Origin of the sequence: Streptomyces sp. NPDC049597 (genome assembly GCF_040675505.1) — a bacterium.
Lineage (GTDB): Bacteria > Actinomycetota > Actinomycetes > Streptomycetales > Streptomycetaceae > Streptomyces.
This window is the reverse complement of the sequence record NZ_JBFAOY010000023.1, coordinates 50,907-77,284: the sequence shown is the minus strand read 5'-3', so window position 1 is coordinate 77,284 and position 26,378 is coordinate 50,907. Positions and strand designations below refer to the sequence as shown.

Genomic DNA, 26,378 nt, shown 5'->3' with positions numbered 1-26,378 from the left:
GCGCCGTCATCGGGTGGGGTCTGCGGGCCGGGGCACCTCGGTGCCCCTGGCGGAAGCCGGACCGGCGCCGCTCGGCTGTGTGCTCCCGCGCGGTATCCGCGCTGCGGCGGGCGAGGGGATGTATTCCGCAGTCGCGTTGCCAGCGCGGGCCAGGTGGCCGTCGATCACCGTGAGCACCTGCATGCCCGCTGCTCGGGCTGAGGCTGCGCCGTCGGGGGCGTCGTCGACCGCGAGGCAGCGCCTCGGCGCGACGCCCAGGCGGCGGGCGGCGGTGAGGAACAGCTCCGGATCCGGCTTGCCGCGGGTGACGTCCTCGCGCGCGACGACGGCCGCGAACGCATCCTTCAGGCCCAGGGCGTCGAGTCCCGGGGTGACGAGCTGCCGGGTGGCGCCCGAGGCCACGGCGCAGGGAAGGCCGGCACGGCGTGCCTGCTGCAGGAGCTCAACGACGCACGGGATCGGCGTGATCGAGTGCACCGTGGCCAGCAGATGGGTGCGGCTGTGCTGGATGATCTCGGCGTGGGGCAGATCCCGGCCGCCGGGCAGCACCGCCAGGAGGTCGTGGATGGACAGGCCGATGTGCAGGCCGTACCAGTTGGGGTCCAGAGCGACGCCGTACGGCCGCAGGGCTGCGCGCAGCGCGTCCTCGTGCCCGCGCCGGGAGTCGGCGAGGGTGCCGTCGAAGTCGAGGACCAGGGCCTGGGCGCCTTCGCCGATCGAGGGCACGCAGGTGCCCGCGGCGCGGCCGCCCGGGCACGCGGGAGGCTGGGCTTCCGCGCTCATGCCGCCTCCGCAGTGTTGGGTCGGCCGCAGCACATGCACGTCGTGTCTGGGCTCTGCCACGGCTCCATCAGGCAGGACAGGGCGCCGCCGGAGCCCTGGATCCACGCTCGGATCTGTTCGGCCGCCTCGTACTCGTCGACGCTTCGCCGGTCCACGACCCGGTAGCGGGCTGGGTCGGTGGCGGCGAGCTGTTCGAAGAGCGTGCACGCCGCGCGCATGAAGTCCGCCTGCTCGCCGGTGAAAACGCACCGGTCGCGTCGCTGGGCGCGCTCCAAGGCCTTCGAGGCGTCGTCGGTGACGAGGATCGTGAGGTCCGGAAGCGGCCGGTAGGAGGAGGCGAGGTCCAGCAGGTCGGTCGCCGTCTTCAGGGCGGCGTCCGGGTCGTCGGGGTGCAGCAGCAGCGCCTGGCACACCGCTGTGGTGTCCACGCTGCGGCCTTCGACGACGGTCTGCCCGCGGGCCAGGTCGGGCAGGACGGTGTCCAGGTCGTGCCGCTTGATGGCCATGAGGATCAGCGCCTCGGCCATCGGGGTGCCGCCGCGCAGGAACGGATCCCCGGCGCTGGCCTCGCGCAGCGCGCGCAGCAGGGCCTCCCCGAGACCGGGGCGCCCGTTGGCCCGCTGGGAGAACTCGTCCAGCATCAACGGCTTGGTCTCGAGGGCATCGACAGCACGGTTGGTGAGGTAGGTCTTACCGACTCCGTTGAGGCCCTCGGCGGAGATCAGCGGGCCACGGCTGCACGCGGGGCGTACCGGTGTGATCGTCATGCTTCGGTATCCGTTCGGGGACGAGGACGGCGGGTCGCCGGACGCAGTTCTCCGGCGGGTACGGGCTTGCGGGGTGTCGGTCACGCGTGCCATGCGGCGGCCTCCCGGGTGATGGCGGCGGCGTAGCGGTCGAGGGTCGCTTCGTCGTCGCGCTCGGTCAGGACGATGGCGAGGGTGCGGTCCAGGATCTCGGCGGCGCCGCGGCACGGTGCCCGATCGCCGCCCGTGAACATGGGCCGGGTGTCGCACGGCACCAGCCGGAAGCTGCCGGTGGAACTGGGCACTCCGAGCTGGGCGAGGTACTCGGCGAACGCCCGGGGATGGGGCAGGTCGACGTGCAGGAGCGGGGAGTAGTGGTTCCACGTCTCGTCCGTCGCTGGCTGGAGCGGCGTGAGTCCGCGGGCGTCGGCCAGGGCGCGCAGCAGGTAGGCGGTCTGGGCGCGGCGTCGTTCCAGCAGGGCCGGGAACCGTTGCAGGTTGGCCTGGGCGAGCAGCGCGATCAGCTCAGGCATACGCCCAGGGAGTCCGAGGTGTTCCTGGGGGCGGCTGCCGGGCGGGGGCGTCAGCCAGTGGCCGCGGAAGGCTCGGATGTGGGCGGCGAGATCAGCTTTGTCGGTCAGGACGAAGCCGCCCTCGTTGCTCCAGAGGATCTTGCCGTCCTTCGTACTGAAGCACCCTGCTGCGCCGACCGCGCCGGCCGGGACGCCGGCGCGCGAGGTTCCCGCGGCTTGGGCGGCGTCCTCGACGATGGTGAGCCCTCGCTCCGTGGCGAACGCGCGGAGGTTGGCCGGGTTGCCCATCCTGCCCCACAGGTGCACCGGGACGATCGCCTTGGTCCGGGCTGTGACCTTGGAGGCGGCGTCGGCGTAGTTGAGGTCGAGGGTGTCGGGGTCGCTGTCGACGAACACCGGCTTAGCGCCGAGCTGGACGATCGGTTGGGCGGTCATGATGACGGTGAGGGCCGGCAGCAGGACCTCGTCGTCGGGCCCGACACCGATCGCGGAGAGCGTGGTGTGCAGGGCCGTCGTTCCGGAGGACACCGCGACTGCGTGCCGCCGGGCGAACACCTGGGTGAGGTCGTGCTCGAACCGGCCGGTGAACTCGGCGCGGGTGGGGTCGGGCATGCCGGCCAGCGCGGCCGGCATGCTGTCGCCGAGGCACTCCGTCTCGGGGAGCGCGGGCAGGCCGGTCACGTTGCCTCCCGCGCGAGGAGGCGGGGCATGCCGAGTACGAGCGGGACCATGTTCACGCAGTCCCGGGAGAAGTGGGAGCAGTCCGTGCACGCCGGGCGGTCGGCGAACAGGGTCCGCGCGTCGGCGCCGACGATCGTGCGCTGCTCCGAGGAGGCGGTGGCGGCGATCCGCCGGTCGGACGGGCAGTCCCACAGCGAGCCGTCGGGCTGGATGAAGAACAGCTGCGCCCCGCCGAAGCACTCCTTGACGCGGCCGCTGTCCTGGGTGGAGATCGAGGCGAGGAACTGCCGCATGTAGGCGGGGTCGGGGAGGGCGAGCCCGCGGGGGTCTGCCTGGAGGCGCAGCAGTTGGTCCTCGACCGCGGGGACGTCCTCGGGAGTGTGGCACCGCTCGGCGAAGAGCTTGTGGTCGGGCGGGAGGGAGATGGGCTGCGGGACGTAGTAGTCGACGCCGACGTCGGAGGCGAGCTGGGCGACGTCGGTGATCTCCTGGGGCCGGTCGCGCATGACCACGGTGTAGATGCCGACCCGCGGGCCCGGCCCGGAGCCCCGCTTGCTCAGCAGGGTGCGGATGCCGTCCAGGACCTCGTGGTGGCCGACCCGCCCGGACCGGGATGGCCGCAGCCGGTCGTTGACGGCGGCGTCCGCGCTGTCGAGGGACACCGAGACCCCGTCGACGCCGAGCTCGACGAGCCGCCGGGCGATGCCCGGCCGGGTCAGCGGCACGCCGTTGGTCGCGACGACGACCTCGCACCCTGCGTCCTTGATCGTCTTGATCAGGCTCAGGGTGGGCAGCCAGTCCAGCGGCTCGCCGCCGGCCAGGACGACCCGTTCGACCGGGGAGCCGGCCAAGGACTGCGCGAACTCCTCCATGACGGTGCGGTCGAGGTCGCGGACAGGGATGTGGGACAGCACGCCCGGACCCTCGGGAAGCGTCTCCTTGTGCTCGGCCAGCTCCCCGAAGTAGCAGTGGGGGCAGCCGAACGAGCAGGGCGAACGCAGCGCCCACAGCACGGTGATGTCACGCAGCACGGCTGACCTCCCGCTGCTCCACAAGGGCGCGCACGGCGTCCTCGACGGCCTTGCCGGTCTCCTCCGGGCCGTGGCCGGTCACGTCGATCACGGTGAACCGGTCCGGGTCGGCAGCGGCCAGCTCCCGGTACAGATGGTCGGTCTGCTCGATCACCTCCAAGGCGCTCTGCGGCAGCGTGCGCCCGATCCGGGCGGCGAACCGGGCCACGCACACCTCACGGTCGCCGGTCAGCAGGAGGGTGGCGTCCGGCATCGACCGCCACCGACGCGCGGTGGCCAGGATTTGCTCAGCCACCGTCCGGGCGGGCGTGGCTCGGTGCTCGTCGTGGAGGATCGCCCCCTGACACACGGCCACGCTGTCCACGCCGCGGTCCTCGACGATCACGTCGACGCCGTCCAGCCGCTCGGGGGTGAGGCGCTCGAACTCCCGGAACTTCAGCGCCAGCAGCGCGAGCGTCTCCACGACCGGGTGCCCGGTGCGCAGGCAGACGTCCCCGCCTGCGGCGAGGGTGGCGATCACCTGGCCAGCCAGGGTGTCGGCGGCTTGGTCGGTCAGCTCGTCCAGCCGCAGGCACCGCGAGCCGAGCGCGGTGGCCGTCGCACGCACGGCGGTGGTCTTCCCGACCCCGTTGATGCCCTCCACGCTCACCCACAGAGGCCCGCCGTTCGCCTTCCTGTCGCGCCGGGGCCTGGGAACCCTGGTGGTGGTCATGCAGGCCTCCGGCACACGAACACCAGCCCGGGCGACCGGAGCGCCCGGTCGGGGGCGGTACTGCTCGCTCAGTTCAGCGCTCATGCTGTCCCTCCCAGGGGAAAACGATCCAGGTGTCGTTCAGCGATGCGATGTGGTCGATGACGCGGTCGGGGTCGGCCTCCTGCGTCCAGTTGGCCCGGTTCACGCAGAGGACCGCGGTGCGTACCCGGGCGGGTCCCAGGTCGCGGAGCAGGTCGGCCGTTTTGGTGAGGGTCGTGCCGCTGCCGGCGATGTCATCGACGAGCAACACGTCCAGGCCCGTCAGGTCGCCGAGCGAGGCGGGGTTGCGGACAGTCGGCAGCGGGGTCTTGTCGGCGTGGATGCCGTCTCCCGTGGTGCGGGTGACCTCGACGGTCCGAACGTCGCGGATCCCGAGACGGTGAGCGAGCCACACGGCCGGGACCATGCCGCCGCGCACGATGCCCACCACGGCCTGCGGCACCCCGCCGGACGTCACCTGATCGGCGAGGGCCTGTATAGCGGCGCTGATGTCGTCCCACGTCAGGTACAGGGGAGCGGGCCGGTCAACGTTGGGCGCGGGCGGCATCGGGGACGTGGCCATCTGCTGCACCTCCTTCCTGGTCTGCTTGCCGGTCGGGATCAGGCCGCGTTCCACTGGGCGGCGGCGAGGCTGACGAACTGCTGGTTCAGCACCGGGTCGGTGCCGAACCGGCCTCCGGTGTGCACCGTGGTGGTGCGGGCGGCCTCCATCCGCACGCCGCGCATGCTCATGCACAGGTGCACCCCGCGTACGACGACGGCGACGTCCTCGCGTCCGATCACGCTGGCCAGGTATTCGGCGACCTGCCGGGTGAAGCGCTCCTGGACCTGGAGCCGGCCGGCGAAGTGCTGGGCTGTCCGCCCGAACTTCGACAGGCCCACCACCTCGCCGTCTGGTACGTATCCGGCGATGACCTGCAACTGCATGGGAAGCAAGTGGTGCTCGCAGAGCGACCACACGCTCATGCCGCTCACGATGACCAGCTGCCCGCTCAGCTGGGACTCGGTGAAGCAGGTGGCCATCGCGGAGTCGTCCGGGGACAGAAAGGCGCTCCACCAGGCCGCGACGCGGTCCGGGGTGCCGATCAGCCCTTCGCGGGCGGGGTCCTCACCCAGCTCGACCAGGAGTTGGGCGATCAGGTCGGTGACGCGGGCGATGTCGATGGCCGCGGTGGGCCGACCGGGCAGAAGGAAGGCTGTGCTCCGATCAGCGTCGGGGCCGGCGACCGAGGTCGTCATGGACTTCTCTCGCTTTCGGGGGGCTAGGGAACGGGATGGTAGGAAGGAATCAGCGGCCTCGTGCGTCCGCGAAGGCGAGCACGTGCAGTCGGGTGGTGAAGTGCCAGTGCCGCGCCGCGACTGCGTCCGCGAGGACTCGGGTCGCTTCGGTGATCGCGTCTGCGGTGGTGCCCTCGGGCATCACCCACACCGGTGCCAGTTGGTGGGCGTCGGCCAGCTCGGCGATGCGGTCGAGGTCGGCCACCGAGGACGCGACGAACTTGAATGCCGCCCGCCCGGAGGCCACGAACGCCTCGAGTGCGGCGGTCACGATGCTCTTGGCCTCGTCCACGCCGAAGCTGGCGATCTTGGGTGAGACGTTGAAGCGGACCCCGTCGGCCACAAGCTCGGGGACGGGCGCGAGGGTGCCGTTCGTCTCGAACTCCACCCGCTTCCCGGCGGCCAGCAGCTGCCGGACGAGCGGCACCAGGCGCGTCTGCTGGAGCAGGGGTTCCCCGCCGGTGATCACGACCAGTTTCACTGGCGACGACGTGGCCCAGGCCACGAGGTCCGCCACCGTCCGCTTGGTCGACTCCTTACGCAGGTCGAACTGGCTCCTGTCCCAGGTGTACTTCGTGTCGCACTTGGTGCACGTGAGGTTGCACCGGGACAGGCGGATGAACAGAGCGGGATGCCCGCAGCTCGGGCCCTCCCCCTGGAAGGTCGGAACCTCGACCCCGAAGCATTCCGCGACGATCAGCCGTAACCCGGCATCGGTGGCCGCCAAGCCGACGTCGATCGGCCCGGCGGTGGTCATCGGTTCTCCACATCGAAGCGGGCCCAGCTGCTTGTCGTCTCGCGGACGAGGACGGCGATCAGGCGGCCGGATATCTTCGATTCGAGGTTCTGGATGAACCAGCCGGCGAGGAACTGGGCCAGGCGCTCCGAGGTCGGCTCGAAGGGGAGGATCTCGTGCAGGTTGCGATGGTCCAGCTCGGTGTGCAGGAATACCTTGAACGGGGCGAGGGCGCCGAAGTCCGTGACGAAGCCCGGCTCCTCCAGGGTGGGAGCGGTCAGGATGACCTCCACCTCGTAGCTGTGACCATGCTGGCGGGAGCACTTGTGCTCGGGCGGCAGTCCGGGAAGCCGGTGGCCGGCTTCGAAGGTGAACGTCTTGCCGATGGTGAAGGCACCGGGCGGGAGTGGAACGGAACCGAGGGTCATGATCATCCTTCGCGAGTTTGAGAAGGGGCGGCTCCAGCCGCCGGAGGGATCCGCACATGGGTCGACAAGCGGGCCCGAGCCCCAGCGCGCCGTACACACCGGCATCGGCATCGTGCGAGGACTGCCTCCCACGATGCGCCCAGACCTGAGTGGTCGTCATTGCCGGGCTTCTGTAGGAACATTGACGGGTCTGCGCAATGTCCGTCCGGGGTCTCCTGACGAACTGGACGGCTCAAGGATGTGGCGGAGCTGCGGAGGGGCGGGCAGTGGGCGGGGTTTCCCGAAAGCGTCGTGCGGAGATCCAGCGGGAGGCATCCCGGATCCGTGCTCAGTGCCAGCGCGAAGGGCACGCTCAGGAGCGGATCGTCACGAACCTTCGATCGGCGCTGCCGGAGCTGACGGCCTTGGAGGCGTGGCGTCTGGCTCTGGGGTGGTCGCGGCCCCAGGCGATCCGGGAGGTGGCTGCCGTCTACCGGGCCGACGGCCTGCTCCCGCCGAACCTGACCCAGGCCCTGCTCTGCCGCTATGAGCACGGCCAGGCGGATCCCGGGGACGAGTACCGGCTGATGATCTCCCGGGCGTACGGGGCCCGCCCCGACCAACTCGGCCTGGCAACACGCTGCCTGTGGTGCAGCACGTGCGCGACTCCGCCGCCACTCCACTACGGTCAGCATCAGCCAGAAGAGTTGAACATCGGCCGGAAGGAACCCATGACGACCGCCAGCGGGCTGCCCGCCATCCGCGAATCCGTTCAGTGGGCTGTGCTGGACGCCCCGGGCGGCTCCCCGGCGCTCGTTGCCCTGGCCGAGGCGGCCGTGGAGCACTACGCCCTCAACTACAGCAAACACCCGCCGGCTGTCCTGCTCGAAGAAGTCCGCGGGACCCGCAACCTGCTCTCCACCGCGACGGCAGCGGCTGACCGCGAAACTGCGCATGGTCTTCGTCGGCAGGTCGGCTGGCTGTCGGCCCTCCTCGGCAACCTCGCCTATCACCTGGACGATCGCGCCGGGGCCCGGACCCACCTCACCCTGGCGGGCGCTCTTGGCGAATCCACCCACGAGCCAGCGCTGACTGCCTGGGCCAGTGGGGCCCTGGCCATGGTCGCCACCGCTCGCCGGGACTGGGACCACGCCCGCCGCCATGCCGAGTACGGTCTCCAGCATGCTCCCGAGGGTCTGCGCCGGGCGCAGCTCCTGGGCTGGGCGCTGCTTCCTGCGCTCGCCGCCCTGCAGCGGGCCTCGGAAGCCGACGACGTGGTCAGCGAGAGTGACGAGATCATGCGCGCTGCGGCCGAGTTGCCAGGGCGCTTCGGATACGACCGCGCCGAGCACCGTCTTCACGTCGCCGAGGCCTACTTGACCCTCGAGCGCCGCGACCGCGCTGCCGACGTCGCCCACGAGTCGATCGCGGCCGCGCCCGCCGAAACGCCAGCGTGGGTCGCGGCCACGCTCGTCCTCGCGCTCGCCGAAGCCCGGGACACACCGGACCAGGCGGCCACCCGCGCGCTGGGTGTGCTCGACCTCATCCCTCCACACAGGCTCCGCGCGACCGCCCGCAACCGCCTGGCCCGCCTCGGACGTCTGCTCGACGGCTCGACGATCTCCTCGGCCACTGAGCTCGCCGAGCGTCTGCGCACGCTCCCGGCCCCGATCCGCGCCGACGGGACAGCCGCGTAGCCGCCTGGTGCAGCCGAGGGGGCGTACACAGACCACGGCTTCGCCGCTCACTATGCCGCCTTCAGCCGCCGGCGGACGCACCCCGCGTACACGGCGTTGAAGCTGCCGAACCTCTTCAGGTGCCGTCCGACCATCTGCGGCCGGTAGAGCGAGGGCCGCGGGGATCTCGGCGGACACACGGAGCTTCATCGTCCGCTCACCGCCAGCATGCGCAGTGCCGTGTCGGGGGCGGAGATCGCCACGGCGGGCGCATTTCGGGCCTCGGCGCGCAGCCTCAGTCGTGCTACGCGCTCACCGTCAGCGCGGCGGACGGGTGGCAGGTACTCCCACCCGAGGTCCTGCAGAGTGTCCGTCAGCGATGTGCTCGCTTCGCTGGTGGCGTCTGCGGGGGCCGGGATCTCCCACCAGACCCACTCCAGGCCGCTTCGTGCCGCCCGGTCGGCGAGCCACAGGGTCAGCAGCCGTCCTCCCAGGGTGTTCTCACCCGGGACCGGCGGTACCAGGGACACGAGGAGCCCGGGGGCCCGGCCCTCAGCACCCCAGTGCCGCATTTCAGGCTCCGGGGGCACGACAATGCAGCCGACGAGGGCTCCGTCCTCGTACAGGCCGAGCATGTCAGCCTGCGACCGGATGAGGCCGACCAGTTGACTGGTGGGGTGGTCGATGTGCTGCTCCGCGAGACGGAGCGCAGCCTCTTGCGCGAGGGCCAAGGCTTCGGCTCGGGAGGCGCCGGTGCTAATCGGCAGCATCTCGTACGCCGACCGCTGGTTGTACCTACTGACCGTCAGCCCGCCGATGGTGCCCGCGGCGCCCATCAGACCGGTCCTGCCGTGGATGAAGCGGAGCGGGATGTCGTGTCGCCGAGGATGCCCCAGGTGTGAGCCAGGCCTATCAGGTGGGCCGCGCTGTCAGCGGCGGCCTTGACGATGACAGCGTCGATCTCGGCCCGCACATCATCGGGCGACACACCGATTACGTTGCCGATGTCCGCGTTGCGGGTGTGCTCTGCGATCGCACAGATGGTCTTCCGCTCGATTTCGGTGAGGTCGGGGGCTGGCGTGAGGCTGGCCGGCGGGGGAACTTCCCGTGCTGTGAGCAGGGCGTGCACGAGGACGGCGCGTGAGGAGCCCGGGCAGCCCAGCCTCCTACGCGCCGAGCTGAGGTGGCTGGCCACCCCGTCCACGGACAGGGAGACCTTGCGGGCGATCGCCACGTTCGGCATGCCGTAGACGAGTTGTGCGGCAACGCGACGCTGTTCCGGGGTGAGGATTGCCGGTCTGGTTGGGGCGGTGGTCATCTGAAGTCCTGGTCGACGGTGGTGGGATGTGGTTGCGGGGACGCGGATCGGGTTGCGCCGAGGGCGGCCGGGGCCTTCCCCCGGCGCGAGAGCTTCCTTGGGCACTCCGGGCGCTGCCTCGCCCATGCCGGGCCCGGTGATCAACTGGGCATTCGCCATTGGTTGCGCTCCTCGACCAGTTGGTAGACAGCGGCACAATCCTCAGCGGTGACCATCGGACGCATCTGGTAGGCCGACGTTCCGGTGGTGCTCTTCACGGCCTCTGGAGCAGTGGGCTCCGCCTGCCCGTATAGGTGCGCGTGAGTCCGCCCCTTCATCGCCGTCCGCCAGACCCCGTTGAGGCCGAGTCCGCGTGCGTGGTGCGATCGGGGCCCGAGCCGAGGAGCTCCCAGGCGTGGGCCAGGCCGATCAGGTGGGCGGCATCCTTCGCTCCGGCCTTCTTCACCAAGTTCCTGATGCGGGGGTGCACTGTGCTTTGTGGCAGTCCGCCGGCTGCTGTGGCGATCTCCTCCCTGGAGGAGCGCATGGCGACCGCGTACAGCAGGAGCAATTCGTCGGGGGAGAAGTCGGGCCGCTCCTGGGGGGCCGACGGTGGCTTCGCCTGACCGGTGTTCAAGGCGGCATGGACCCGCGCAGGGCGGCTTGAGACGCCGGTCTTGTTGCCGATCTGCCGAAGGTGCCCCTCGAGCGTTCCCTGCTTCAGCCCCAGTGCGGCTGCCGCCTCGCTGTTGGTGGCTCCAGCGGCGATGTGTTCCATGACCAGGACTTGGGTGGGCGTCAGTCGGACGAAAGTCGAGGCAGAGGGCGGTCTGGCGGACATCATGTTCCTTCGGGGCTGCGATGACGGGCTTGCTGAGGTTGGGGTTAGGCGGATCGGCCGGGTGAGACCGGCAGCGCCTCGAGGTCATTCGTGACGAACGACCGCTGTGGTTGTGGAGGAGAAGCAAGGACGTCGTCCCGGGGGCCGTCGGTGGCGGCGACGGAGTCGAGTCTGAGTGCCGCTTGGATCAGGGCGAAGTGGCTGAAGGCCTGTGGGAAGTTGCCGACCTGCCTGTGTGCATCGCTGTCGTATTCCTCGGCGAGGAGGCCGACCGCGTTGCGCAGGGCTAGGAGCTTGTCGAACAGGCAGCGCGCCTCCTCTTCTCGGCCGATCATTGCCAGGGCCTCGACCATCCAGAACGAGCAGGCCAGGAAGGTGCCCTCGTCCCCCGGAAGGCCGTCGACCCCGGTGTCGTGTCCGGCGGTCGGGTAGCGGCTGATGAAGCCTTCAGGCGTGGACAGCTCGCGCTGGATGGCCTCGACGGTGCCGATGACACGCTTGTCGCTCGGGAGGAGGAAACCGACTTGGGGGAGGAGTAGCAGGGCGGCGTCGAGTTCCTTGGAGCCGTAGGACTGGGTGAAGGTGTTGCGCTCGGCGTCGTACCCGTTGGTGCACACATCGTCGTGGATGGCCTGGCGCAGGTGACGCCAGCGTTCGACGGGGCCGGTGGCGTCGCCGGACTCGACGAGCTTGATCATGCGATCGACGGCTACCCATGCCATCACCTTGGAGTGCACGAAGTGGCGCCGTTCGCCGCGGACTTCCCAGATGCCCTCGTCCATTTCCTGCCAGGCGTGCTCGAGGTACTGGATGAGCTCGATCTGCAGCTGGTAGGCGTCGTCGTGGTGGTCGAGGCCGGCGAGGTGGCCGAGGTGCAGGGTTTCGATGACTTCGCCGTAGACGTCGAGCTGGAGCTGGCGGGCTGCACCGTTGCCGACGCGGACGGGGCGGGAGTTCTCGTAGCCGGGCAGGTGGACGAGCACCGTCTCGGGGAGATCGCGGCGTCCGGTGATGCCGTACATGATCTGCAGCTGGCTGGGGTCGCCGGCCACGGCACGCAGGAGCCATTCGCGCCAGGCCCTGGCCTCGTCGAGGTATCCGGTGCGCACGAGCACGGCGAGGGTGATCGCGGCGTCACGAAGCCAGGTGTAGCGGTAGTCCCAGTTGCGGGAGCCGCCGATGTCCTCGGGCAGCGAGGTGGTGGGTGCGGCGACGATGGCACCGGTCGGCGCGTAGGTGAGGGCCTTCAGCGTGATCAGGGAGCGAGACACCGCTTCGCTGTAGGGACCGGCGTAGGTGCTGCGGGCGGACCAGTCCGTCCAGAAGCGGGTGGTGTCCGTGAGTGCCTGGTCGGGGTCGGGGTAGGGCGGCGGGCCGAGGTGCGAGGGCTGCCAGGTGAGCGCGAAGGCCACCTGCTCGCCTTCCTGAACCGTGAAGTCGGCCCGAGTGTGGCCGTCCTGATCGGCCATGGGGACAGAGCTGTCCAGCCAGACCGCATCGGCGCCGGCCACCGCGCGGTGCCTGGTGGAGCCGAAGGCCTGGGGGATGCGCTCGCGGCGGGGGGCGACCTGCCCGTAGGAGAACCGTATGCGGGCCCGGGAGACCATGCGGACTGTGCCGGCAACGCCTTGGACGATCCTGATCAGCTGGGGGCTGCCGGGAGAGCCGGCGGAGTGGGGCGGCATGAAGTCCAGCACACGGACGGTTCCCTCCGCGCGGCGCCAGGTCGTCTCCAGGACGAGGGTGCCGGGCAGATAGCGGTGAGTGGATGTGGCCTCTCCCTTCGGGCGGATCTGCCAGGAGCCGTGCTCGTCGGTGCCGAGGAGCGCGGCGAAAACCGCGGGCGCCTCGAAGTCGGGCAAGCACATCCAGTCGGCGCTTCCGTCCAAGCTGATGAGGCAGGACGTCTGCATGTCGCCCACCAGGGCGTAGTCCTCGATCACGGTCACGGTCGTGTCCTTCAACGGTGCGGCTGCGGGTTGTGTGGTGGCGGCGGCCCGCCGGGGCCGTCAGACCCCGGCGGTCGCCAGGGTGTCGTCGGGGTTCGTCGTCGCGGTCACACGGGCCGACCACTGGCCCTTGTCCAGGCCGAGGGCGACTTCGCCGAGGCGAAGCAGCTGGATGTCGGAGGTGCCGGCCGGGGCAAAGATGTGGAAGGCGTCGCGTACGTAGCGCTCGATGGGGCGGTCGGTGAACAGGCCGGCTGCCGCGTGGATCTCCATGGCCGCGCGGGCGGAGTCGATGGCCCATTCGACGTTGATGAACTTGGCGTTCATCAGCTCGGCGTCGCACGGCTGACCCATGTCCAGCAGATGCGCGGCGTGGTAGGCAGCCAGGCGCGCGGTCATCAGCCGTGACTGCATTTGCCCGATCTTGAGCCTGATGGTGGGAAGGTCGTGCAGGGGCTTGCCGTAGCGGTGGCGCTCGGTGGTGAACCGGATGGTCTCGTCGAGGATCGCCTGGTGGATGCCGAGCGCCACCGCTGTGAGGTTCGGGCGCCCGTACAGCACGCTGGAGGAGTAGGCGACGTCCCGGCCGTCTCCCTCCCGGCCGAGGCGATTGCCGACCGGTATTCGACAGTCGTCGAAGTGCAGCTCGCCGAAGCTGAATCCGTGGAGCCCGAGGGTTCTGCCCGGTGCCGGCAGGACGAGGCCGGGGCGGTCCGCTTCCACGAGGAAGGCGGTGAGCCCCGTGGAGCCGCAGCCGGTGCGGGCGACGACTCCGTGGAGGTGGCCGATGTGAGAGTTGCCGACGTAGATCTTGCGGCCGTTGAGGACGTAGTGGCGCCCCTCGCGGCGTGCGGTCATCTGCATGCCCAGCACATGGCTGCCGGCTTCGGGCTCGGTGACGGCGATGGTGGGAAGGCACGAGCCATCGGCGACCCGGGGTAGCCACATGCGCTTCTGCCGCTCATTGCCGAAATGGATGATCTTCGCGACACCGAGCTGGGACGCCTGGACCACGGCGCCCATCGCACCGCTGATCCGGGACAGCTCCTCGATGATGAGCGTCTTGGCGAGGTGACCGGCCCCCATGCCGCCGTAGGCCTTGTCGACGGTGACGCCGATCCACCCCTGCCGGGCGATGGCCGACGCGAGCTCGGTCTCGATCCCTCCGGTGCGCTCCATGTCCGCCACACGCGGCGCGACCTTGGACTCCGCGAACGCGCGGACCTTTGACCGGAGTTGGTGGTGTCGCTCGTCGAGATAGGCGTCGGACACTGTGGGGGCTCCCCTCCCTGTTGGTCGCTCATGGCGTACGGCGGTGCGAAGGTGGGCTACGGCTGGATGCCTGCACGCTGGTAAAGGAAGTTCATGACGTCGTCGCGTCGCTGTTTGATGAGAGCCAGGGAGCTACGGCCGGTACTCAGGTCCCGTTGCACAGGGCCCACGAAGCACACGGTGCCGAGCACCGTGTCACCGTGGAGAAGGGGAGCACCGGCGTACGTGCGGATCCCGATGAGGTCGACGACCGTGTTGCCCGCGAACCGCGGCGAGGCGAACACGTCGGGCAGGACCAGGGCCATCTTGCGGTCGACGACTTCGGGGCAGAAGCCGTGGTCGAGGGGCATGCTGCGGCCGACGGTCGGCAGTTCGCTCTCCTCACCGGGCGTGTGCAGGCCGAAGAACTGCTGCTCGGCTCCGAAGATGTTGACCATGGCGTAGGGGACGTCGGCCTCTTGGGCCAGTCGCGTGGCGAACGCGTCGAGCTCCGGTTGGGGGCCGGCCAGGCCGAGGGCACGCAGTAGGGCATCCCGTTCCGTCTGCGGGGCGTCGGAGCGTGGGAGGTCAGCGGAGAAGGTCATGCGAGGGCTCCGGAGGTGAGATGACGGCGGCGCCGAAGGCTGTGTTCGACGAGTCGGATCAGAACGGTCATGGCGGATGCGCGCTGGCGGACATCGCAGGTGAGCACGGGGACGCCGGGGTCGAGCTCGAGGGCCTGACGTACCTCGTCGGGCGTGTAGCGGTAGGCGCCGTCGAACTCGTTGACGGCGACGACGAACGGCGTCTCCAACTGCTCGAAGTAGCTGACCGCGGCGAAGGAGTCCTCCAGGCGCCGGGTGTCGGCGAGGACGACAGCCCCGACTGCTCCGTACGAGAGGTCGGGCCAGGCGAACCAGAAGCGCTCCTGTCCCGGGGTGCCGAACAGGAAGAGGATCATGGGGAGGGGCAGGTCGGCGAACGTGATCCGGCCGAAGTCCATCGCCACGGTGGTGGTGGTCTTGTTCGCCACTCCGGTGAGGTCGTCGATGCCCCGGCCGGCGTCGGTGAGGACTTCCTCGGTCGTCAACGGCGGTATTTCGCTGAGCGTGGCGACCATCGTGGTCTTGCCGACGCCGAAGCCGCCGGCCACCACGATTTTCAGCTCCGCCATGGGGGCCGCCGCGCTCCCTGGTTCAGAGCCGAGTGTGTAGGCCATGAAGCAGTGCCTCCAGTAGCTGTATGTCGTCGTGACCGGCAGTGGCGCCTTCGGGATTCGCCAGGGCCAGGGCATCGCAGTCGAGAAGGTCCCCGATCAGGACCTTCACCACCTGCACGGGCTGGCCCAGCCGGGCGGCGAGCTCGGCAACGGGGCGGGGGGCGCCGCTGCAGTGCAGCAGCAGCGCCTCGCCTTCGGGACTCGGGTGGGCCGCCCCGCGGGCGGCCGGCCGGGTGATCAGGCAGGTGGTGAGGTGTAGCGGGTGATTCGAGTGGGTGCGGCCGCCGGTGATCGTGTAGGGGCGGATATCCCCTAAAGAGCTGTCGGTCCAGCCGCTGCCGGACGCCACGTCACACCCCCGGCCCGCTGAAGGCGTTGGGTCGGGCCTGCACGACCAGGTGCTCGTCCAGACCCCTGATGAAGGCCTCCATCTCGTAGCCGACCTGACCTGCGTCCGCGTCGGGTGTGGCGACGACGGCCAGGACGGTGTTCACCGCCCTGTCGTCCGTGAACTTCACGCCCGCGCTCATCACGAACAGGAGGCCGCTGTCGTGCTCGGCGACTATCTGGCGCATTCCGCCCGGGGTGTCCTTGAACTGCTGCCGCGCAAGCGAGTACAGGCCGGAGATGACGGCCGCAGTGTTGTCAGCTTTATCGACTGGCTGTTCGGTCCAGGCCACCTTCAGCCCGTCACCGGCGGCGAGGAGGGCGGCGGTGGTCCCGGGTGCCCTCTTGAGGAGCGCGGCGAGCAGTGCGCTGAGCTGTTCGCGCGCGGACGTGCCAGGGGTGGGGATGCCGTCGCTCTGCATGGATGTCTCCTGGTCAGGGATGGGGGTGTATGCGGACAGGGGGTGTCTCAGGCGTCGGGCGGCTGGAGCGCGGTGGCGTCTTCTCCAGACGGCCTGCGGGAGCGGAAGTTCGCCATCAGTCCACTGGTCGCGTTTCCTGCCGGCGCCTGCTGGGCGGGAGGCGGAACGCGCTTCTCGGCCTCGCCGCGACGCGGCAGGGGCGGTCGGCCTTCGCTCTGGGACAAGGCGGCAGGGGCCGCGTCGCCCGGCAGGGCAGCGCGGATGTGCCGGGGCAGCTCGGCTGTGTCGTCCGGGCGTGGCATCGTGTGCACTCGTCGCGCAGGGCTGGACGGCATGGAGGGACGCGGATCTTGGGCGGCGGGCCGGTTGTTCAGGCTCTGCATGTCGGAGGAAACCAGCAGATCCGGGGGGATGACCACGACGGCCTGGGTTCCGCCGACGATGTTGGGCCCCAGCTGAATGGTGATCTTGTGGCGCTTCGCGAGGAGGGCGGCGACCAGGAGGCCGATCCTGCCCTCCCGGAGGCGGGCGCGGGGATCTTCCGCCTCGGGGGCTGCCAACAGACGGTTGAGTGCTTCCCGCTTGCCCTGCGACATGCCGGTGCCGCGGTCGAGCAGTTCGATGGCTATCCCGCCGCCGGCCTGGTGCGTGAAGACCTCCACTCGGTCACTGGAGAAGGCGGTGGCGTTCTCCATCAGGGCGGCAAGCAGGTGCACCACATTCGGACTGACGTATCCCGGCAGTGCGGCAGCTGTGTGCTGGGACGGCGCCACGCGCACGCGCTGGTACTCGGGGATCTCCGCGACGGCGCGCCGGATCGCCGTGGCCAGCAGGACCGGTGCGCTGTCACGCGAAGGAGTGTTGCCGCCAAGGACTGCGAGGCTTTCGACAGCGCGCCGGATCTGGGTCAGCAAGTGATCCACGCGGAAGAGCTCGGCCATCAGCTCCGGGTCTTCGATGTTCCTCTCGACCTCGGAGATCACGGTGATGCTGCGGTTGACCAGACTCTGCAGACGAGGAGAGATCGACTTGAAGATCTCGGCGAGTTCCGCCTGGGCGTTGAGCTTCTGGTGCTGGCGGCTCGCTGCCGCCATCACCGTCTTCCACGACTCCTCGAAGGCCTGCTTCAGCAGGGCCACCGCGTCGGTGCGCACATCTCCGGTGCGCGACGGGGCCGCAGGCGGCGGGAAGTTGGTGTGCGCTGCGCCCTGTTCAGCCTGCTCGGCCGCCCAGCGGACGCTCTGCCGGCCCTCATCGATGGCAGCAATAACTGCTTCAAGGGCCCCGAGGGCGTCGTCACGCTCCTGGCGGACTGTATCTTCCCGCGCCAGGCCACGGCGGGTGGCGAGTGCACGCGCTCCGGTCCACCACAGCACGCAGGTGGCGCCGGCTACAGCTGTTGCGATGCCGACCGGGGTGGGCAGGACGTCGAAGTCGTCGATCAGCCAGCCACCGGCCACAACCGCTCCTGTGAGCGCGCTGGCGGTGAACGCGGGCGGAAGGTCCACTCTGGTGCTGGCGTGCGCGCGTCGGCGTCGGCTGTTGCGCACCGGTACCTGGGCGGCGGGATCAGACATGGCACATCTCCCGTACGCGAAGCCCTATCGGGCGCCGTCCGGCGTTCCGCATCTGGGAGCGCACCAGGCTGAGGCAGTCGTGCAAAGTCCGCGGGTCTGTGGTCGCGTACGCCCGGGACTCGGGCGGGGCGACCCAGAAGCGGTGGTGGCAGACCGACTGCGCTCCCTGCCTCGAGCACCGCAGTGACGGCCCGGTGTCACAGAACGAGTGCGCGGCTCCCCACAGAGCGGCGGTTCCGAATTCGACCGGCACAAGAAGCATCCGGTGAGCGAGGCAGCACAGCAGCGGCCCGACGGCTGCCCCGGTCTCGACAAGGTGATCGATCGCGGACATGCCCAGACCCATGCTGACCCGGACCACGTCGTAGTCACGCGGGAGGTCAGGCGGGGGAGTCTCGCTGAAATGCAGCCGCCAGGAGTGGCGAGTGCTCAGTAGGGGAGTCATCAGCTCTCCGGTCAGGACGGGAAGCTCCCGTCGGAGGGTTGGGGGGGTGGGGCCGTTCTGGTGCCCTGCCGTGCACGGGTCGGTCCAGGGACTGGCTGGTGAGACCGTGTCGACCCGTCAGCAGCCGTAACGGCGGCGTCAGCCTGGTGAGCGCCCGGTACCGACGGCGGCCACCGTCGAGACGATGGAACGAACCTTCGGCGAGGAACGCATCGCGGAACTCCCATGTCGATTGCGGGAAGGCAGGTGTGGCAGCTGTACCTGCTGATTGGGGGTAGTACCTCTTACTCAAACCGGCCGGCCAGCCCAATAGGGGCTTGCGCTCCGACGTCTGGCCGTCGCAAACCCTGAAGGGCTAGCGCAAGGCAGCGGTCCTCAGACAAGGTGGTATCCACGACAATCTTCGGGTCCGGGATCGGTTCCCGACATGGCACGCGGACGTCGATCGATGCTGGCCGGGGCACCGGCTCGACTCGCCCCCGTTCGAGTGCGATCTCGGTCGGACACACGCACTCGATGACCTTGAGTGGCTGCCCAATACCCGACGCGAACCTATTCAGAGCTTGGACGTCCCGCCCCCGAGTGAGTGGGGGGCCGTCGAGTACGACAACCCCGCCAGGTGTCGCTTCCAAGTTCCACGCAGCAGCCGTGAGAACGACTTCGAAGGACCAGTCGTTCTGTTCCCGGGATGCCGTGCTGCGCCCGCCGGGGAACAGCTGATCGCGCACCGCGATCTTGTCGAGCAGGAACCCGGGCAGCCTCTCAGCCAGGTTCCTGGCCAGTGTCGACTTACCAGTCCACGGCAGGCCGCCAACGGCGACGATCATCAACGTCTCCCATACGAAGCGAAGGGCTTTAGGCGCGTGTCAGGCCGATGTGCAGAGCTCGGCAGCCGGGCTGCAGAAGAACGCCCAGACTTCCTTCCCACCCGCGCTGCTCTGCGTAGTCGTCCAGCAGTCCGCTTCCGCGGAAACGAGCACCAGGCCACGACCTCGGGTGTCGCACGATGACGGGCGGATCGCTGGCAAGGTGGAGGAGTTGTCCGTCACCGAAACCCCGAGAGCGGTACCCGGGCTGTAGCAGCAGGAGAGCACGACGAGTTCGATCTCACCTGCGGCCCGGGTCCGGGCATGCTGAATCGCGTTGGTGACAAGCTCACTGACGGTGAGAACGACGCGCTCAGTAAGGTCGCCCTCCCGAGTGAAGCCCCAACCTGCAAGGCAGTCACGAGCGAAGCGCCGAGCCAGCGGCACGGAACTGACCTCAGACTTGACTTCGACGGTGGCCCGCTCGACGCCGTCTTGGCGCTCCAGAGCGCTCAGGAACACTGCTGGGCTCGTCTTCACGGCCGTCACCGTGATCCACCTCCCACTTATACGGCGGGAGCTGCCGCGGGCATCCGAAGAGCAGCCCACACAGCTCCCGCAGGCTCGCCAGCAGCGGCCTCAGGACCGCCGGCCATTGAGCCGCTTGAGTCTCGGATTTCCGAGAGCAGCACAGTCCCCGGACAGGACACTGCTGGGCAACTGTCACGAGTCACAGATATGCGACGCGGGCATCACGCAGTCGCAACTGGCTTCACAGATCTGCGATGAAAACGGGGAACCGAACACAACGTGAGGCCATCATTACTACTCTCGACGAAGCGAGGAGGAGGGAACCTCACATGGAACAACGTGTGAAGCCGCATGGCCCATCCTGCGCGAAGCGCTTACGACTGCAAGGCGCCGCCGCAGGACAGACCCTTCTCGAGATCGCACAGACAATCCAGGACCACTGCTCCGTCTCGCCGCTACGAGCTCATCGCCTGGCGCGAGGCCTCACGCAGAAGGAAGTAGCGGAGGGGGTCCGAGCTCTCGGTATGGGACTCGGCGAACATGCCCCGAAGGCCGACGCATTCCAACTGGCGCACTGGGAGTCCGGCCGGCACCATCCGAAGCCGCAGGCCATCGCCCTTCTGTGCGAATTCTACGAATGCAGCCCCGGTGAGCTGGGTTTTGAAGCCACAGCGGTCGCCCGAAAGGTGTCCTTGACAAACCGCCTGACCTCCGTCGATGCAGCTCGCCGCGCGGTCGACCGGACCCTGGCCGCTTCGACTGTTAGCAGCGGTCAACTCGACCTCCTCGACGAGCAGGTCTTGTGGGCCCGCCAGCAGTACGTCTACACACCCCCAGGCCCCATGCTGGCCGTGCTACTTCGCCACCTGAGCGACGTTGAGAACTTGGCGGCCGATCGCCAGCCAGCTGCCGTGCAGGTCCGGCTCTCAGAACTGACCGCGATGCTGGCAACCCTCGTTGCTGACGCCCTGATGAAACTGGGCGAACTCGACCGCTCCCAAGCATGGTACGGAACCGCCCGGCATGCCGCAGACGACAGCGGCAACACGGAGCTGCGGGCCAGGGTGCGAGCTCAAGCTGCCATGCTGCCCTTCTACTACGGCCCGCTCTCCGCAGCCGTCGCGCTCTCACGGGACGCCCGGATGATTTGCCGCGGCCGGCCGACCGCCACCGGGGCGTTCGCCGCAGCCGCCGAGGCGCGCGCCCTCGCGAAGCTAGGCGACAGTGAAGGCGCAGAAGCGGCCCTCCGCTATGCGGCAGAGATGTTCGAGCAAGTGGGATCGCGTGGCGAAGATGACGCCTTTTCATTCCCTGAGCGGCGGTTCCTCCTCTACCGCAGCGGCACGCTGACCGCTCTCGGCCGCACTGTCGAGGCCCGAAAGGCTCAGGCGCAAGCGCTGGCGCTCTACCCCGCCGAGACGGGAATCGATCCGACGCTACTCAGCCTTGAAGCGGCCATCTGCCTGGCCCTCGAGCACAGTCCGGCAGAGGCCTGCGAACTGGCTGGAACCGTGTTCCTGCGCGTTGTACCGGCCCACAGAACGCCGATCGTCGAGGAACGGGCCCGCGACGTCATCCAGGCGCTCCCGGCAGCGGTGCGTGGCAGCCGGGCGGCACGCGAGCTACACGAGATCCTCGCGCTCCCGCCTGGGCAAAGGTGACAGCACGCAGGAGTGTCAGCGAGCCTGGTCGCATGACAGCAGCAGCACCGATTCCCGGCGGGTTCGATGAGTCCGAGATGTACCAAATATTGGAGGAAGTCTGCGCGATAGCTGGCCTCGACAGCGCTGGCGCGCACCTCCTGCGAGGGCAGACCAACGCCGTCATCCGTCTCGGCAGAGAGCCGGTGGTTGTCAAGATCGCACGGAGAGGTTCACGAATCGAGGACGTGTCGCGAACTGTCCAGTTCGTTCGAGAACTGATGAGCGTCGGCTTTCCTACCGTGCCGCTGCTCGACATTGATCAACCAGTTGTCATCGGTCAGCATGCGGCCACCTTCTGGACCTATCTTCCTCAGCCGGAGAAGCCGGTGGATGCGGCGCAGCTCGCCAAGCCCCTCTACGCGCTGCATACCCTGACACCGCGTCCGCTCCAGCTACCCAAGCACGACAACATCCGGGCTATCCGGCGATCCCTCTCCGCGATCACCTCGGTGCCAGCGAGCGGCCTCCGATTCCTTCAGGACCTGGCCGACCGTCTTGAGGAGGAACTTCGCGGCGTAGCTTTTGTCCTGCCAGAGGGGGTTATCCAGGGCGATCCCCAACACCGGAACGCGTTGCATACCCCCGACGGCGGTGCCGTGCTCTGCGACTGGGACACCGTAGCTGTGGGACAACCGGAATGGGACCTGGTCACCATAGAGGTTCACTGTCGGCGGTTTGGCTACGGTCAGCCGCATTACCAGGCCTTCGCCGACACTTACGGATTCGACATCGTTCGCTGGCCCGGGTACACCACTCTCGCGGCCATTCGAGAACTTCGCATGGTAACCACAAATGCCCGCAAAACGGGGCATGCGCCTGGGAGCCTGGCCGAGGTGGAACGTCGCATCGAAGGCCTTCGGAGCAACGACGCCTCATTGCGTTGGAACCTGCTCTAGAGAGCTAGACTCCTGACCCCGGCCAGCGGCCTGACCTGGGAAGTCGTCTCCGAGTCCGCGGATAGCCGAGGGTGGTGGCCCTGAAGCCAGGGCGCCCACCGCCTCTCGGTTTACGGCTTCACGACAGCCGCAGAGATACGCCGAGGGCGCCGGTGATCATGTAAGGCGTGAACGGCACTCGCCCGCGGAAGCGATGCTGCAGCAGGTTGACGGCGGCTCGGACGCGTCTTCAAACAGATCTCGCCCAGAGCAGGGTGAGCTGCCGGACGGGTGACAAACCCTTGAAGGCTGCCAGGCCCCGGCGTCCTAAATGTCAGCCGCACCCTGCGCGAGCTGATCGCCGCCCGATTATGGCTGACCGTCTACCAGTTGCCGCCGTACGCTCCCGAGCTCAACCCCCGTCGAGGGCGTGTGGTCGCACTTGATGAGATCGCTGGCCAATCTCACCGAACACAGCCTCGACCAGCTCACTGCGCTGGTGAAGACACGGGTGAAACGGATGCAGTACCGCCCCCGCCTCATCGAGGGTCTCATCCCCCAGACCGGGCTCGACTCTTGACCGCCGTCAGCTGTCAAAGATCTCTAGTCAGAATGCAGTGGGGATCGTCGTTGTCTTCGTCGCCCACGCGGGTCCAGAGCATCAGAGTCTTCCCATACCGCAGAGCGCTGAGGGCATCTTCCACGTCATCCCCCTCGGGGCCTTTGGTGTCAAACGACCGCCGGACCGCGGTCCCTGTCTTGTCGGAGTCGTCTTTCCAGGTGCCCGATCCTGACCGGGGTCCTGTCCAGTTCCCGTCCGAGGCGCCCATCCAGTCGCCGCATACGTTGGTGGCGGTGAAAGTTCCATCTGGCTTCAGCGTCAGGGTGCCGCCCTCGGCGTCGGTCCATGTGGTCGTGAGTTCGGCCGGCTTCAGAACGACGGATTCGCCCTCGGGCGGCGGCCGGTTCCAGATCCTGCCGCAGGCCGTGAGTGCGAGCGCCATGGAAAGGAGGACCAGCGCGGTCCGGCAGGAACGCAACACGCTCCACCTCCAGCGGTTTCTACAGGTCGCGTGCGCGACCGGGGAGATCAAGGACGTGTTCCGCAGCCTGGCATAGAATTTGAACACGTTCAAGCCGTCGAGCTGACGGAGGCGGAGCTCACCGTCACGGCCCGACGTAACCCGCACCATTGAAGATCTCTAGTGACCCGATCGAAGGTGGCGCCGCCACCAGTCCGAAGCCTTCGCCCGGACTGGCGTTTCTCTGGGGTGAGGAGCCCGAGCACCAGCCTCACCTCAGCGACCACGCGCGGCAGACCGGCACCGGTCCGGGGCCGCTAGCGCGACCGGACCGTAGGGAGGGACCAGCCACAAGATATTCGCGCTTCGCATCCCCCCAGGCGGGAGGGCTGCCCCTCGGACCACCTCTGCTTCGGGCGTGACCCTAGCGTCGAAGGGCAACTGACCTGCCGCAGGGGAAGCAGGCGGCGCGGCCGCCATCCGTGATCGTCGACGAGGTGACGAAATTGGCCACCGCTCCCGAAGAACTCCCGCTCCAGCACCACGCAGACGCTTGGGGCGACGAGGAGGCTCCCGCAGCCCCCGACGGCACATCGGGCAGGTGGGCCCCGAGACCGAGGGTTCCCTCTGCTGTCGCTGAGAACGCGCCGGAGTCCGCCTCCTCCGACTGCCGCGGGTCCTCGCGCCGCAGCCCTGACGCGGATGCCCGTGGACATCCAGGGTCCACAGCACCGAACATCTCCCAGGAACAGGGCTCAACCACATCCTCTGCGCTGCGCACCTCGGTTGCTGCGAAGGCTCCGGTGAAACTGCCGACCAAGCGGCCGCAACCGGAAATACTCCCTCAGCACATGAGAACCAAAGCGCCCCCGTATGGAGACCTCGGCTCGGTCGACACCTGGGACGACAGGGGCGGCAGCAACTCGGGAGGCGACCACGCCGAGGACTTTCGAGCCGCTCTCGACCGGGCCCACCTCCTCCCGAGCCGTCCTCGGGCTCGCCGTGGTGGAGTCCGCCTCCGCGCCCGACGTCTTTATTGCCCCGCGAACGCCCGGCCGGCATCGACGCCGTGCTCGCCCGTCCCGCGCCCCCCACCGCCTGCTAGACGAGCCGTCTCAGGTGCCGGCTACCGAAGCCTGGGTTCTGCGGGGATGGACTCCGACGAACTCGACGCGCGGATCTGGAACCGGTGGGGCCGCAAGCGTCGCGCCGATCAACAGGAACGCAGCGAGACCCGTGGCGGGACCGACCTCGCGCACCGCACCACTCCTACGCCACACGCCCGCAAAGCCCTGCACCACGAGGCAGGGACGAACGCTCTAGCAGCCTGCCAGCCCACCACACTCACACCCAGCTAGGTCCCGACGCGGAGATCCTGATGACGACGCCAACCCCAACCCAGCCCGCAACGACCACATCTGGTCCCGCGCTGCGCGCCGCGGCGTCCGCGGATGAGATGCTGGACATCCTCGAGCGCCGGGCCAAGCTGGAGAACCCGCCAGGCGTGCGCCGCGCCGGCTCTCTCGAACACCAGGGGGCACCCCCGGCCACCGGCCCCCGTGACCTCAGTGGCCTGGATGAGGCGATAGGCCGCGCGTACGCCAACTTTGGCATCTACTTCAGCCAGCCCGGCTGGAACGCCCTCACCCAGATCCACCGGCAAGCCACCGAGACACTCCGCGACTTGAACGGGCAAGCCGAGCGCACTCCTCAGGCGGCGATACAGGCCGCCCGAATCACGACCCTGGCCGCCAGTCTCATCGCCCGACACGCCGCACAGGTCAGCAGCTACCTCGCGAACCGGAACCTGCAGGACTCCCCTGCCGCCGAGGCCGTGCACGCCCTCGTCAGGGCTGCAGAGACCCACGCCGCCCAGGCAGCGGGCCTCGAGGACGGACAGGCCCTCGACACCCCACGCTTGCTCATCGCGCACATACACAAACTGAACAAGGAACTGCAGCGCGCCGAACCGGCCCAAGCCAGTACCCAGGACGTAGACCTAGACACCCCGGACGACCCCGCCCTGGACAGCGCCCTCAGCCTTGGCGCCACGGCCGATCCAGAGCTCGCCGAAGCCTCCCGGCTGATGACCGCCCTGAGCGAACTCGCCGCACAGGCCCGGCGCGCCGCACACCGCCTGACCCTCGACGTGCGCCTCCACGGCATGGTCGAAGCAGCCCAGCTTCGCGGCTTCGAGATCATCTCGGCGAGCGCGAGGGCCGTGATGCGGCGCTACGACAACCAAGGCCGGAGTGGCGAGGGGCGCCGCACCATCGCTTCCATGATCGTCCACTACGCGGAGCAGCGCCTCGAACGCATGCGAGGAACCCTTGGCGCGGACGAGCAACGCGAGCTAGGCCACTACGAATCCGATCCGCCCGATCGCTACATTGGGGCGCTCTACGAAGAGTCACATGCCGTTGTCATGGAACTGCGCGCGAAGCACCTGCTACCGGAAGTCCGCACGGACCTGCAGATCCGGTTCCTCCTCGCCCAGAGAGACCTCCACGCAGCCATACACGGAGATCAGGAGTGGGGCACCCGCCCCTTTCCCTTCTATCTGCCCGCAGAATACGTCGCCGGAATGGAGACCAACACTCCAGAGGAAACACGGCTCGCCCTCATCGCAGCACTGCGCCGACGGGTGGAAAACAATCCCTACCACCGCGATGCGGCCTTCCTCAACGCTGTCAAGGACCGCTTCACCCAGGAGCTTACGGGTCCGCCCCACCTCACCGCCGATGCACGGAACGCCGACATCACCGCCGATCAAGGGCCACACCAGGCCCAGACAACGACTACCGTTGCAGCTTCGCCGACTGCATCCGCTGAACGCGCCCCTGCCGCCGCGCCTCCAGAGCTGCCGCGCCGCGACCGAACCAGGGAACGTCGCCACCCGGGCAATCTCGGTGTCCCTCGCAATTCAACTGCTGAAGCACCTCCCGCTCAAAATTTGACGCAACTCCTGGAAGGCGAGCAGGACCGGATCAAGGAAGTGAGCGAGACCCTCATCGCCGGCAGGAACGGGCGCGCAGAGGAGTATCCCGCACCTGCCGAGACCACCCCGTCCAAGGCCACCACCAGGGATGAAGCACAACACCTCACCCAGCCGCAGCTGGCTGAGCGGACCGCCAGTGTCACGGTGCGCTGAACACCGATGCGATGAGGCCAGAACAGAGAAGGGATACCCAGAATGGCAAACGATCAGTGCGACGAGCACACGCGACAGGAGAGGCTGCGGGAGCAGGAGGAAGAACGCCGCAGGCGGAAAGTCACCGCGGCCCTACGACTACGGCAGCAAGACCGCGAGGCCTCGGACCAGGAGCGCCGTGCGGCTGACCGTCCCACCAAGGAGCCGCACTATCGCAACTTCCCATGTACTCCTACACAGGCATCCGCTGAACGAGGTGACCAGCTGGGGCCACGGG

At 68.8% G+C, this 26,378-nt stretch carries 27 protein-coding genes; 5 read left to right on the top strand and 22 right to left on the bottom strand.

All coding sequences use genetic code 11. From position 1 onward, the window contains the following. Positions 1-6 precede the first annotated feature (6 nt). From AB0K02_RS24305 to AB0K02_RS24265, 9 genes are all read right to left on the bottom strand, one after another. Complete coding sequence (locus tag AB0K02_RS24305) at positions 7-783, bottom strand: HAD family phosphatase (protein WP_365994625.1); 777 nt, start codon at positions 781-783, stop codon at positions 7-9. Then, positions 780-1,550 carry a thymidylate kinase gene (locus AB0K02_RS24300; protein WP_365994624.1) on the bottom strand — a complete coding sequence of 257 codons (771 nt, stop codon included), beginning with the start codon at positions 1,548-1,550 and terminating at the stop codon, positions 780-782. The genes AB0K02_RS24305 and AB0K02_RS24300 overlap by 4 nt, the downstream gene beginning before the upstream one ends. A gap of 80 nt (positions 1,551-1,630) precedes the next feature. Beyond that, entirely contained in the window at positions 1,631-2,743 is a 1,113-nt protein-coding gene (locus AB0K02_RS24295; RefSeq protein WP_365994623.1) for a DegT/DnrJ/EryC1/StrS family aminotransferase, read from the bottom strand. Beyond that, the gene (locus AB0K02_RS24290; protein ID WP_365994621.1) at positions 2,740-3,774 is read right to left on the bottom strand and encodes a radical SAM protein; all 1,035 of its coding nucleotides are present in this window, start codon (positions 3,772-3,774) and stop codon (positions 2,740-2,742) included. The genes AB0K02_RS24295 and AB0K02_RS24290 overlap by 4 nt, the downstream gene beginning before the upstream one ends. After that, positions 3,764-4,486, bottom strand: coding sequence for a thymidylate kinase (locus AB0K02_RS24285; protein WP_365994620.1), 723 nt, complete (start codon positions 4,484-4,486; stop codon positions 3,764-3,766). Before AB0K02_RS24285 ends, AB0K02_RS24290 begins: the two co-directional genes overlap by 11 nt. A 73-nt stretch (positions 4,487-4,559) precedes the next feature. After that, entirely contained in the window at positions 4,560-5,090 is a 531-nt protein-coding gene (locus tag AB0K02_RS24280) for a phosphoribosyltransferase family protein (RefSeq protein WP_365994619.1), read from the bottom strand. Positions 5,091-5,128: 38 nt separating this feature from the next. After that, positions 5,129-5,767: a GTP cyclohydrolase I FolE gene (gene folE, locus AB0K02_RS24275; protein ID WP_365994618.1), complete on the bottom strand. Its 639-nt coding sequence runs from the start codon at positions 5,765-5,767 to the stop codon at positions 5,129-5,131. A 49-nt stretch (positions 5,768-5,816) separates the two neighbouring features. Continuing rightward, a complete protein-coding gene (locus tag AB0K02_RS24270; protein WP_365994617.1) occupies positions 5,817-6,563 on the bottom strand; it encodes a 7-carboxy-7-deazaguanine synthase QueE in 747 nt (248 codons plus the stop codon). Beyond that, on the bottom strand, positions 6,560-6,970 hold the full coding sequence (locus AB0K02_RS24265) for a 6-carboxytetrahydropterin synthase (RefSeq protein WP_365994616.1): 411 nt from the start codon (positions 6,968-6,970) through the stop codon (positions 6,560-6,562). The genes AB0K02_RS24270 and AB0K02_RS24265 overlap by 4 nt, the downstream gene beginning before the upstream one ends. A 266-nt stretch (positions 6,971-7,236) precedes the next feature. Here AB0K02_RS24265 and AB0K02_RS24260 point away from each other — a divergent pair, with 266 nt between their 5' ends. Beyond that, entirely contained in the window at positions 7,237-8,646 is a 1,410-nt protein-coding gene (locus AB0K02_RS24260; RefSeq protein ID WP_365994615.1) for a Twin-arginine translocation pathway signal, read from the top strand. 185 nt (positions 8,647-8,831) lie between these two features. Here AB0K02_RS24260 and AB0K02_RS24255 read toward each other — a convergent pair whose 3' ends face one another. The 12 genes from AB0K02_RS24255 to AB0K02_RS24200 form a co-directional block, all read right to left on the bottom strand. Beyond that, positions 8,832-9,461: a hypothetical protein gene (locus AB0K02_RS24255; protein ID WP_365994614.1), complete on the bottom strand. Its 630-nt coding sequence runs from the start codon at positions 9,459-9,461 to the stop codon at positions 8,832-8,834. Next, the gene (locus AB0K02_RS24250) at positions 9,461-9,943 is read right to left on the bottom strand and encodes a LuxR C-terminal-related transcriptional regulator (RefSeq protein WP_365994613.1); all 483 of its coding nucleotides are present in this window, start codon (positions 9,941-9,943) and stop codon (positions 9,461-9,463) included. The genes AB0K02_RS24255 and AB0K02_RS24250 overlap by 1 nt, the downstream gene beginning before the upstream one ends. Before the next feature lie 313 nt (positions 9,944-10,256). Continuing rightward, positions 10,257-10,763 carry a helix-turn-helix transcriptional regulator gene (locus tag AB0K02_RS24245; protein WP_365994664.1) on the bottom strand — a complete coding sequence of 169 codons (507 nt, stop codon included), beginning with the start codon at positions 10,761-10,763 and terminating at the stop codon, positions 10,257-10,259. 44 nt (positions 10,764-10,807) lie between these two features. Further along, positions 10,808-12,712 carry a glycoside hydrolase family 15 protein gene (locus tag AB0K02_RS24240; RefSeq protein ID WP_365994612.1) on the bottom strand — a complete coding sequence of 635 codons (1,905 nt, stop codon included), beginning with the start codon at positions 12,710-12,712 and terminating at the stop codon, positions 10,808-10,810. A 60-nt stretch (positions 12,713-12,772) separates the two neighbouring features. Then, on the bottom strand, positions 12,773-13,984 hold the full coding sequence (locus AB0K02_RS24235) for an acyl-CoA dehydrogenase family protein (RefSeq protein ID WP_365994611.1): 1,212 nt from the start codon (positions 13,982-13,984) through the stop codon (positions 12,773-12,775). Between the two features lie 56 nt (positions 13,985-14,040). Continuing rightward, positions 14,041-14,568: a GAF domain-containing protein gene (locus AB0K02_RS24230; protein ID WP_365994610.1), complete on the bottom strand. Its 528-nt coding sequence runs from the start codon at positions 14,566-14,568 to the stop codon at positions 14,041-14,043. Beyond that, positions 14,565-15,137: an ATP/GTP-binding protein gene (locus tag AB0K02_RS24225; RefSeq protein ID WP_365994609.1), complete on the bottom strand. Its 573-nt coding sequence runs from the start codon at positions 15,135-15,137 to the stop codon at positions 14,565-14,567. Before AB0K02_RS24225 ends, AB0K02_RS24230 begins: the two co-directional genes overlap by 4 nt. 22 nt (positions 15,138-15,159) lie before the next feature. Then, a complete protein-coding gene (locus AB0K02_RS24220; protein ID WP_365994608.1) occupies positions 15,160-15,531 on the bottom strand; it encodes a DUF742 domain-containing protein in 372 nt (123 codons plus the stop codon). Position 15,532: 1 nt separating this feature from the next. Continuing rightward, positions 15,533-15,991, bottom strand: a complete 459-nt coding sequence (locus tag AB0K02_RS24215) for a roadblock/LC7 domain-containing protein (RefSeq protein ID WP_365994607.1) — start codon at positions 15,989-15,991, stop codon at positions 15,533-15,535. A gap of 47 nt (positions 15,992-16,038) precedes the next feature. Beyond that, positions 16,039-17,568, bottom strand: coding sequence for a hypothetical protein (locus tag AB0K02_RS24210; protein ID WP_365994606.1), 1,530 nt, complete (start codon positions 17,566-17,568; stop codon positions 16,039-16,041). Between the two features lie 729 nt (positions 17,569-18,297). Further along, complete coding sequence (locus AB0K02_RS24205) at positions 18,298-18,840, bottom strand: AAA family ATPase (RefSeq protein ID WP_365994604.1); 543 nt, start codon at positions 18,838-18,840, stop codon at positions 18,298-18,300. A 39-nt stretch (positions 18,841-18,879) separates the two neighbouring features. Further along, positions 18,880-19,368, bottom strand: coding sequence for an ATP-binding protein (locus AB0K02_RS24200; RefSeq protein WP_365994603.1), 489 nt, complete (start codon positions 19,366-19,368; stop codon positions 18,880-18,882). A gap of 311 nt (positions 19,369-19,679) precedes the next feature. On the opposite strand from AB0K02_RS24200, the gene AB0K02_RS24195 reads away from it, so the two are divergent. The 3 genes from AB0K02_RS24195 (at position 19,680) to AB0K02_RS24185 (ending at position 22,508) form a co-directional block, all read left to right on the top strand. Further along, positions 19,680-21,011 (top strand): helix-turn-helix transcriptional regulator, encoded by a 1,332-nt coding sequence (locus AB0K02_RS24195; protein WP_365994602.1) that lies wholly within the window; start codon positions 19,680-19,682, stop codon positions 21,009-21,011. Between the two features lie 32 nt (positions 21,012-21,043). Beyond that, a complete protein-coding gene (locus AB0K02_RS24190) occupies positions 21,044-21,949 on the top strand; it encodes a phosphotransferase (RefSeq protein ID WP_365994601.1) in 906 nt (301 codons plus the stop codon). A 424-nt stretch (positions 21,950-22,373) separates the two neighbouring features. Continuing rightward, positions 22,374-22,508 (top strand): hypothetical protein, encoded by a 135-nt coding sequence (locus AB0K02_RS24185; protein WP_365994600.1) that lies wholly within the window; start codon positions 22,374-22,376, stop codon positions 22,506-22,508. Between the two features lie 13 nt (positions 22,509-22,521). Here the strand turns inward: AB0K02_RS24185 and AB0K02_RS24180 are convergent, their stop codons facing one another. After that, positions 22,522-23,064, bottom strand: coding sequence for a hypothetical protein (locus AB0K02_RS24180; protein WP_365994599.1), 543 nt, complete (start codon positions 23,062-23,064; stop codon positions 22,522-22,524). Between the two features lie 1,264 nt (positions 23,065-24,328). Here AB0K02_RS24180 and AB0K02_RS24175 point away from each other — a divergent pair. Further along, positions 24,329-26,101 (top strand): hypothetical protein, encoded by a 1,773-nt coding sequence (locus AB0K02_RS24175; RefSeq protein WP_365994598.1) that lies wholly within the window; start codon positions 24,329-24,331, stop codon positions 26,099-26,101. Positions 26,102-26,378: the final 277 nt, after the last annotated feature.

Coding starts and splice junctions, on each gene's coding strand:
- AB0K02_RS24265 (WP_365994616.1), bottom strand. CDS start 6,970: ATGACCCTCGGTTCCGTTCCACTCCCGCCCGGTGCCTTCACCATCGGC.
- AB0K02_RS24185 (WP_365994600.1), top strand. CDS start 22,374: ATGAGATCGCTGGCCAATCTCACCGAACACAGCCTCGACCAGCTCACT.
- AB0K02_RS24250 (WP_365994613.1), bottom strand. CDS start 9,943: ATGACCACCGCCCCAACCAGACCGGCAATCCTCACCCCGGAACAGCGT.
- AB0K02_RS24195 (WP_365994602.1), top strand. CDS start 19,680: ATGGAACAACGTGTGAAGCCGCATGGCCCATCCTGCGCGAAGCGCTTA.
- AB0K02_RS24225 (WP_365994609.1), bottom strand. CDS start 15,137: ATGGCGGAGCTGAAAATCGTGGTGGCCGGCGGCTTCGGCGTCGGCAAG.
- AB0K02_RS24245 (WP_365994664.1), bottom strand. CDS start 10,763: ATGTCCGCCAGACCGCCCTCTGCCTCGACTTTCGTCCGACTGACGCCC.
- AB0K02_RS24205 (WP_365994604.1), bottom strand. CDS start 18,840: ATGATCGTCGCCGTTGGCGGCCTGCCGTGGACTGGTAAGTCGACACTG.
- AB0K02_RS24230 (WP_365994610.1), bottom strand. CDS start 14,568: ATGACCTTCTCCGCTGACCTCCCACGCTCCGACGCCCCGCAGACGGAA.
- AB0K02_RS24280 (WP_365994619.1), bottom strand. CDS start 5,090: ATGGCCACGTCCCCGATGCCGCCCGCGCCCAACGTTGACCGGCCCGCT.
- AB0K02_RS24305 (WP_365994625.1), bottom strand. CDS start 783: ATGAGCGCGGAAGCCCAGCCTCCCGCGTGCCCGGGCGGCCGCGCCGCG.
- folE (WP_365994618.1), bottom strand. CDS start 5,767: ATGACGACCTCGGTCGCCGGCCCCGACGCTGATCGGAGCACAGCCTTC.
- AB0K02_RS24300 (WP_365994624.1), bottom strand. CDS start 1,550: ATGACGATCACACCGGTACGCCCCGCGTGCAGCCGTGGCCCGCTGATC.
- AB0K02_RS24175 (WP_365994598.1), top strand. CDS start 24,329: ATGACGACGCCAACCCCAACCCAGCCCGCAACGACCACATCTGGTCCC.
- AB0K02_RS24190 (WP_365994601.1), top strand. CDS start 21,044: ATGACAGCAGCAGCACCGATTCCCGGCGGGTTCGATGAGTCCGAGATG.
- AB0K02_RS24210 (WP_365994606.1), bottom strand. CDS start 17,568: ATGTCTGATCCCGCCGCCCAGGTACCGGTGCGCAACAGCCGACGCCGA.
- AB0K02_RS24285 (WP_365994620.1), bottom strand. CDS start 4,486: ATGACCACCACCAGGGTTCCCAGGCCCCGGCGCGACAGGAAGGCGAAC.
- AB0K02_RS24215 (WP_365994607.1), bottom strand. CDS start 15,991: ATGCAGAGCGACGGCATCCCCACCCCTGGCACGTCCGCGCGCGAACAG.
- AB0K02_RS24255 (WP_365994614.1), bottom strand. CDS start 9,461: ATGGGCGCCGCGGGCACCATCGGCGGGCTGACGGTCAGTAGGTACAAC.
- AB0K02_RS24270 (WP_365994617.1), bottom strand. CDS start 6,563: ATGACCACCGCCGGGCCGATCGACGTCGGCTTGGCGGCCACCGATGCC.